This window comes from Streptomyces sp. NPDC005963 (assembly GCF_040638655.1).
Lineage (GTDB): Bacteria > Actinomycetota > Actinomycetes > Streptomycetales > Streptomycetaceae > Streptomyces.
In genome coordinates, this window is the sequence record NZ_JBEXVD010000021.1 from 133,527 (window position 1) to 141,084 (window position 7,558).

6 protein-coding genes and 1 pseudogene are annotated in these 7,558 nt (G+C 69.3%); 2 read left to right on the plus strand and 5 right to left on the minus strand.

What is annotated here, in order from left to right; all coding sequences use genetic code 11:
* Positions 1-49 precede the first annotated feature (49 nt).
* Together ABZ348_RS25035 and ABZ348_RS25040 are read right to left on the minus strand one after the other, a co-directional pair.
* Positions 50-1,144 (minus strand): iron chelate uptake ABC transporter family permease subunit, encoded by a 1,095-nt coding sequence (locus ABZ348_RS25035; protein WP_358936639.1) that lies wholly within the window; start codon positions 1,142-1,144, stop codon positions 50-52.
* Positions 1,141-2,187: an iron chelate uptake ABC transporter family permease subunit gene (locus ABZ348_RS25040; RefSeq protein ID WP_358936665.1), complete on the minus strand. Its 1,047-nt coding sequence runs from the start codon at positions 2,185-2,187 to the stop codon at positions 1,141-1,143. Before ABZ348_RS25040 ends, ABZ348_RS25035 begins: the two co-directional genes overlap by 4 nt.
* A gap of 83 nt (positions 2,188-2,270) precedes the next feature.
* On the opposite strand from ABZ348_RS25040, the gene ABZ348_RS25045 reads away from it, so the two are divergent.
* On the plus strand, positions 2,271-3,281 hold the full coding sequence (locus tag ABZ348_RS25045) for an ABC transporter substrate-binding protein (protein WP_358936641.1): 1,011 nt from the start codon (positions 2,271-2,273) through the stop codon (positions 3,279-3,281).
* A 198-nt stretch (positions 3,282-3,479) separates the two neighbouring features.
* On the opposite strand, the gene ABZ348_RS25050 is transcribed toward ABZ348_RS25045, so the two are convergent.
* Entirely contained in the window at positions 3,480-4,508 is a 1,029-nt protein-coding gene (locus tag ABZ348_RS25050) for an HAD hydrolase-like protein (RefSeq protein WP_358936643.1), read from the minus strand.
* A 71-nt stretch (positions 4,509-4,579) separates the two neighbouring features.
* On the opposite strand from ABZ348_RS25050, the gene ABZ348_RS25055 reads away from it, so the two are divergent.
* Positions 4,580-5,860: a DUF1015 domain-containing protein gene (locus ABZ348_RS25055; RefSeq protein ID WP_358936645.1), complete on the plus strand. Its 1,281-nt coding sequence runs from the start codon at positions 4,580-4,582 to the stop codon at positions 5,858-5,860.
* Positions 5,861-5,908: 48 nt separating this feature from the next.
* Here ABZ348_RS25055 and ABZ348_RS25060 read toward each other — a convergent pair whose 3' ends face one another.
* Together ABZ348_RS25060 and ABZ348_RS25065 are read right to left on the minus strand one after the other, a co-directional pair.
* The gene (locus ABZ348_RS25060) at positions 5,909-6,736 is read right to left on the minus strand and encodes a hypothetical protein (RefSeq protein WP_358936647.1); all 828 of its coding nucleotides are present in this window, start codon (positions 6,734-6,736) and stop codon (positions 5,909-5,911) included.
* Positions 6,736-7,558: pseudogene (locus ABZ348_RS25065) on the minus strand (hypothetical protein); the annotation flags it as partial. The pseudogene ABZ348_RS25065 and the gene ABZ348_RS25060, both read right to left, overlap by 1 nt.

Here is a 7,558-nt window from a genome sequence, read left to right on the forward strand (position 1 = left end):
CTGGATCGACGGTGCGTGATACGGGCGGGCCTGCCGGGGTCTACGGGGCTCATACGCGTCCCGCCCGACGTTCGGCGACCAGCAGCCACAACAGATAGCAGCCGCCCAGAACCGCCGTCACCACACCCACGGGGAGTTGCCGGTCACCGAAGGCCGAGGTCGCGACCAGGTCGGCGACCAGCAGCAGGGCGGCACCCATCGCCGCGGCCGCGGCGAGGTTCGGCCCCGGGGAGCGGGTCAGTCTCCGGGCGAGTTGGGGTGCGCTGAGGGCGACGAAGGCGATGGGGCCGGCGGCGGAGGTGGCGAACGCCATCAGCAGGACGCCCGACCCCATGAGGACGAGCCGGGCGCGTTCCACCGGAACACCGAGGGCGTATGCGGCGTCGTCGCCCATCGCCAGCATCCGCAGGGGACGCGCGTACACCGCGACCAGTGGCACCAGGACGAGCGTCGACACCAACAGCGGCCAGACCTGCTCCCAGTCGCGCCCGTCGAGCGAACCGGTGATCCACAACACCGCGCGGGCCGCGTCGACCAGCGTCGCCTTGGTGAGGAGGTACTGGTTGACGGCGGTCAGGACGGCGGCGGCGCCGATGCCGACGAGGACCAGCCGGTATCCGTGGACCCCGCGCTTCCACGCGAGCAGATAGATCACGGCTCCGGTGGCCAGACCGCCGACGATCGCTCCACCGGCCACCGCGACGGCACTGCCCTGGAAGAGGACGATCACGACGAGCGCGCCGACGGCGGATCCCTGACCGAACCCGATGACGTCGGGGCTGCCCAGCGGATTGCGGGAGAGGGACTGGAAGATCGTGCCGCTGAGGGCCAGACAGGCTCCGACGAGGAGCCCGACGATGACCCGGGGCAGTCTGAGGTCCATGATGATGAACTCGTGGGCCGCCGAGCCGTTGCCCAACAGCGTGGCGATCACATCGGCGGCCGAGATCGGGAAGTCCCCGCTGCCGATCAGGACCACGCCCGCTCCGAGGGCCGCGGCCAGCAACACCACGACGACCAGGATCGCCCGCGGGTCGGCCCGTACGGAGAGGCCGCCTGCGGTGCGCACGGCCTTCACCGAACGCGTGGTCCGAAGCGGCTCGCCCGTTGTTTCCGCGGCGGGCACCGCTGTCACCTTGCTCATAGCTGGGCCAGCTTCTTGCGACGGACGAGTTGGATGAAGACCGGACCGCCGATCACCGCGGTGACGATGCCGACCTGGAGCTCTCCGGGTCGGGTGACGACCCGTCCGATCACATCGGCTCCCAGCAGCAGTACGGGAGCGAGGACGGCTGCGTACGGCAGCACCCAGCGCATGTCCGGGCCGGTGAGGGCGCGGACGAGGTGCGGGATCATCAGTCCGACGAAGATGATGGGCCCACAGGCGGCGGTCGCCGCTCCGCACAGCAGGGTGACGCTCAGCATGGCGACAGCGCGGGTGCGTCCGAGGTGGGCGCCGAGCGAGCGGGCGGTGTCGTCGCCCAACTCCATCGCGTTCAGCGAGCGGGCGAGTCCGAGCGCGAGCAGGGCGCCGATGCCGATGAACGGCAGCACCTTGCCGAGGATTTCCATGTCGGCGGAGGCGAGCGAACCGACCGTCCAGAACCGGAGTCGATCGAGCGCGGCCGAGTCCAGGAGTTGCACCGCATTGACATAGCCGTAGAGGGCGGCGGTCGCCGCGGTCCCGGCGAGGGCGAGCCGCACCGGTGTGGCGCTGCGACTGCCGCCGAGGACGTAGACGATCACCGAGACCACGGCGGCCCCGACGAAGGCGAACCACACGTACCCGGTGAACGAGGTCACGCCGAGGAAGCTGATGGCGGAGACGACCGCCGCGGACGCCCCCGCATTGACACCGAGGAGTCCGGGCTCGGCCAGGGGGTTGCGCGTGAGTGCCTGCATGACCGCTCCGGCGAGCCCGAGCGCCATGCCCACGATCAGCCCCAAGAGCGTCCGGGGCACGCGGACTTCGCGGATGAGCACTCCGTGTTCGCCACCCGTGCGGTCGAAAAGACCGTCCCACACATCGGCGAGCGGAATCGGTTTCGCGCCGACGGCGACACTCGCGAGACAGACCAGAACCAGCACGCCCACGGCTGCGAGCAGCCCTACAGCGCGCACGGCATGGCGTTTTCGGGGTTCGGGCGCGGCCGTCTGCTTGACGGCGCCGGGGGGACTGTCGACCAACACAAGGTTAGGTTAGCCTACCCTCTCAATCAATCTGCCCGCTTGCTGACATCCCCGCTGACATCCCCACCGAAAGTCGACCCATGCATAACTCGCCCATGTCCCGTCGCCGTCTCCTCGCCTCCGCCGGCGCGCTGGGCATCGGCGCCCTCCTCACCGCCTGCGGAGAAGGTGAGAAGTCGTCCGCTCCCAAGGGGGGCGGCTCCTGGACCTTCAAGGACGACCGCGGCAAGGTCGTCAAGGCCGACAAGAAACCCACCAACGTCGTCGCCTACATCAGCACCGCCGCCGCCCTCCACGACTACGGAGTCCAGTGCAAGGGCGTCTTCGGCCCGAGCAAGCCGGTGAACGGCAAGCCCAACCCCCAGGCCGGGAACCTCGACGTCGCCAAGCTGACCAGCCTCGGCGAGGCTTGGGGCGAGTTCAGCATCGAGAGGTACACGTCGCTCCAGCCCGACCTGCTGATCAGCAACATGTTCCCGCCGCCCGCCCTCTGGTACGTGCCCGAGGAGAGCGCGAAGAAGATCGAGTCCCTCGCGCCCTCGATCGGCATCGCAGGCGCCCACAAGTCCCTGCTCGAACCACTGCGCCGGTACGAGGAGTTGGCCACGGCACTCGGCGCCGATCTCAAGGCCGAGCAGGTCGTCAAGGACAAGGCGCGGTTCAAGGCGGCGGAGGCCGCGGTGCGCAAGGCGGCAGCCGCCAATCCCGGGCTCAAGGTCCTCGCCATGAGCGGCGACAACCAGCAGATGTACACGGCCGTCCCTGACTCCTACTGCGACCTCAACTACTTCAAGGACCTCGGAGTGGAGATCATCGAGGGCAAGAAGAGCGACGAGTGGGGCTTCTGGGAGTTCCTCAGCTGGGAGAACGCCGACAAGTACCACGCCGATCTCATCATGATCGACAACCGCTCCAGCGCCATGCCCGCAGCCGGGCTGCTCAAGAAGCCGACCTGGGCCAAGCTTCCCGCGATCAAGGCCGGCCAGACGGTTGCCTGGTCCATGGAGGAACGTTACAGCTACGCCGGTTTCGCCCCCGTCCTGGAACAACTCGCCGCCGCCATCAGCCGGTCGAAGAAGCTCACTGCCTGAGCGAAGGGCCCTGCCGGCCCTCCCACCGTCCTCCACCTCGCGTCCCGCCGACCGCCCGTCCCGACCACGATCCGGATGGCGCTCGGCGGGGACGACACGGCCCGGACGGTGACCGCCGGACGGAACCAGCCCGTCAAGCCCTCATCCCCCCGGGCCCGACACGACCCCCAACGGGCCCGTACAGCAGCCCTGTCGGGACTAGAACCCCAGACGCGCCAACGCCTTCGCCGTCCCCTGGTCGAACACGCCGTCACCGGCCGTGCTCCATGCCGCCGCACACAGCGCCCGCAGACCGTCCAGGACCTCACCGTCTCCGTCCAGCACCAACTCTCCGTCCCGTACGCCCGCCGTCCACCCTCCACAGCCAAAGGCATCCCCGACCGGCGCGACGTCGGGCTGACCGGTGAGCAGTCCCCGCAGATCGGCGTCCACGTACGTCGGCCGGTGCTCGGGCCGCGCCACCAGCAACCGTGCGGCGTCCGTCACCCCCGTCAGCACCAGCAAGGAATCCACTGCACCGTTGAAAGCGCCTTCGATGTCGGTGTCCAGTCGGTCCCCGACCACCAACGGCCTTCGCGCTCCCGTCCGCAGGATCGTCTCCCGGTGCATCGGCGGCAACGGCTTGCCCGCCACCTGCGGCTCCGCCCCGGTGGCGATCCGCACCACCTCGACCGCGGCCCCGTTGCCGGGAGCGATCCCCCGCCCGCTGGGAATCGTGAGATCGGTGTTCGACGCGAACCACGGCACACCCCGCGCAATCGCGTAACACGCCTCCGCGAACCGCCCCCAGGGCAGTTCGGGCCCGCCGTACCCCTGAACCACCGCCGCCGGATCGTCATCGGCCGAATCCACCGGCTCCAGTCCCCGCTCACGCAGGGCGACCCGCAGACCTTCGCCGCCGATGACCAGCACCCGGGATCCGGCAGGCACCTGTTCGGAAATCAGCCGGGCCACCGCCTGCGCCGAATTGATCACGTCCTCGGCATCCGCGGACAACCCCAACTCCCTCAGATGCGCCGCGACCGCATCGGGCGGACGGAGCGCATTGTTCGTCACGTACGCCAACCGCATCCCACCCCGCTGCGCCACCAGGAGCGAGTCCACCGCGTGCCCGATCGCCGCACCGCCCGCGTACACCACACCGTCCAGGTCCAACAGAGCGGTGTCGTACGCATCACTCAACGCCGTCGCCCTACCACTCGGGCTGATCCTGCTCCGCTGACTCATTCGACTCTGCCCCTCGATCGGCGTCACTCCCCCGATCATCGCTCATCACACTCCACGCATACGATGCACGAATGAACAGCGAAGGTCCCGCGGCCAACGACGGTCTGCGCCTGCTCCCCTTCCGCGGCTTGCGGTACGTCCCCGAGCGGGTCGGCTCACTCGCGGCGGTGACCTCGCCCCCGTACGACGTCGTCGTCAGGCCCGATGGACTCCACCACCTGGAATCCGCGGACCCGTACAACATCGTCCGACTGATCCTGCCGCAGGCCACGACCCCCGCGGAACGCCACCGCCAGGCAGCCGAAACCCTCGCCCGCTGGGAAGCGGAAGGCATCCTCGCGCAGGACCCCGAGCGCGCCCTCTACGTGTACGAGCAGCGCCGGGGCGATGTCCTGCAACGCGGCATCATCGGTGCCCTCGCCCTCTCCGAACCCTCGGAAGGGACCGTCCTGCCCCACGAGGACGTGATGCCCGACATCGTTGCCGACCGCGCCGCCCTGATGCGGGCCACCGGGGCCAATCTGGAGCCGCTGCTCCTCACCTACCGCGGTACGGGAACGGCGACCGGTGCAACGGCCGTCATCGAGCGGACCGTCCAACGCGCGCCCCTGCTGGCCACCACCACGGAAGACGGCTTCAGCCACCGGCTCTGGTCGGTGACCGACACCGCGGATCTCCATGCCGTCGACGCCGACCTCGCCGAACGGCAGGCACTCATCGCGGACGGACACCACCGCTGGGCGACCTACCTCACCCTGCGCGCCGAACGCTCCGACCCCGGCCCGTGGGGCTACGGCCTGGTCCTCCTGATCGACATGGCCCGATACCCCCTCCAGGTGCGGGCGATCCACCGACTGCTGCACCGCTTCCCGGTCAGCCGGGCACTGGCGGCACTCGACGGCTCGTTCCGCGTCCAACACCTCCCGGTGCCGCTCCCCGAGGCACTGGAAGCGCTGGCCTCGGCGTCGACGGAAGGAAACGCGTTCCTGTTCGCGGGGGACGGAACCTTCCACCTCGTCGATCGCCCCGACCCCGAACTCCTCGCACGGACGATCCCCCACGATCGCCCCACCGCCTGGCGCCGGCTGGACGCGACCGTCGTGCACTCCACACTCCTCGACCACCTCTGGAGCATCCCGGACACACCCGAGCACATCGCCTACATCCATGACACCGCCGCCGCGGTCGACCAGGCAGAGCGCAACCGGGGCACCGCGGTTCTGATGCACCCGGTAGCGGAGGAGGTCGTACGGGAGCTGGCCCGCGAGGGCGTCATGATGCCCCGCAAATCCACATCGTTCGGACCGAAGCCGGCCACGGGGTTGGTCCTCAGACGCCTCACCCAGAACTGACGGAGGGGCGGCACCTCAAGGTGCCGCCCCTCCGTACTCCGTTCAGTGCTACGCGCGCTCGTCGCCCTCGCCTGCGACGTCCACGTCATCGGCTACGTCGTCCGCCACGCCCGGCGCGGGAACTTCGTCGCCCTCCTCGTTCTGCTCGTCCTCCTCGGCCAAGGTCTCCTCGACCTCGACGGGACGCTGGACGTCAGACCCGTCGGTACGGTCCACCTGGACCACCTCGACCACGTCCACATCGATGGCATCGTCCACGTCGATGGCGTCGACGAACTCCACACCGTCCATCTCCGCCAACCGGTCAGACGCATCGGTGACGCCGTCCTTGTCGGCCTCCAGCGCCTTGGCGAACCACTCCCGTGCCTCGTCCTCACGACCGGCCGCCAGCAGCGCATCGGCATACGCGTACCGCAGTCGCGCGGTCCACGGCTGTACGGAGTGGGAGGCCAGCTCAGGACTCTGCAAGGTGACGATCGCGGCCTCAAGCTGATCCATGTCACGGCGAGCACCGGCCGCGACCAGGCGCATCTCCACCTGCCCGGCCTTGTCGAGCTTCTGGACCTCGGCCTCACCGGCCATCGCCAGCGCCCGCTCGGGACGCCCCAGGCCGCGCTCGCAGTCAGCCATCACGGGCCACAACTCCACGCCACCGGTCATCCGTCGCGCCGCACGGAACTCGGCGAGCGCTTCCGTGTACCTCTGCGTGGCGTACGCGGCGAAGCCCGCGGCCTCACGGACCGCAGCCACCCTGGACGCCAGCCGCAGGGCGATCTTCGAATACCCATAGGCGAGCTCTGAGTCCTCGTCGATCAGCTTGGCAACCATGACGAGGTTCTTGGAGACCTCTTCGGCCAGCCCCTTGGGCAGGCTCATCAGCTCCTGGCGCACGTCCTGGTCGATCTCATCGCCAGTGACGTCCTCGGGAATGGGCAGCCGCTTGATCGGCTCCCGATCAGGACGGTCACGGTCATCGCGACGCCCATAGCCACCGCCGTCATCACGACGCCCGTATCCACCACGGTCGTCACGACGTCCATAGCCGCCCCCACCGGAACGACCACCCCGGTCATCACGCCGGTCATCACGCCGATCGTCCCGACGGAAACCGCCACCACCGCCGCCCCGGTCATCGCGACGGGGACCGCGGTCGTCATCACGACGGAACGCCGGACGATCATCACGCCGGTCATCACGCCGAGGACCACGGTCATCATCACGACGGAACCCACCACTGGGGCGGTCATCGCGACGGAAACCGCCGCCACTGCCACCACCACGGTCATCACGCCGAGGACCACGATCGTCATCACGACGGAACCCACCACCGGCAGGCCGACCACCACGGTCATCGCGACGGGGGCCGCGGTCGTCATCACGACGGAACGCCGGACGATCATCACGCCGAGGACCACGGTCATCATCACGACGGAACCCACCACTGGGGCGATCGTCCCGACGGAAACCGCCACCGGTACCGGTGGGGCGGTCATCGCGACGGAACCCACCACCACTGCCACCACCCCGGTCATCGCGACGGGGACCACGATCGTCATCGCGACGGAACCCACCACTGGGGCGGTCATCGCGACGGAACCCACCACCACTGCCACCACCCCGGTCATCACGCCGAGGACCACGATCATCGTCACGACGGAACCCACCACCGGCAGGCCGACCACCACGATCGTCACGAGG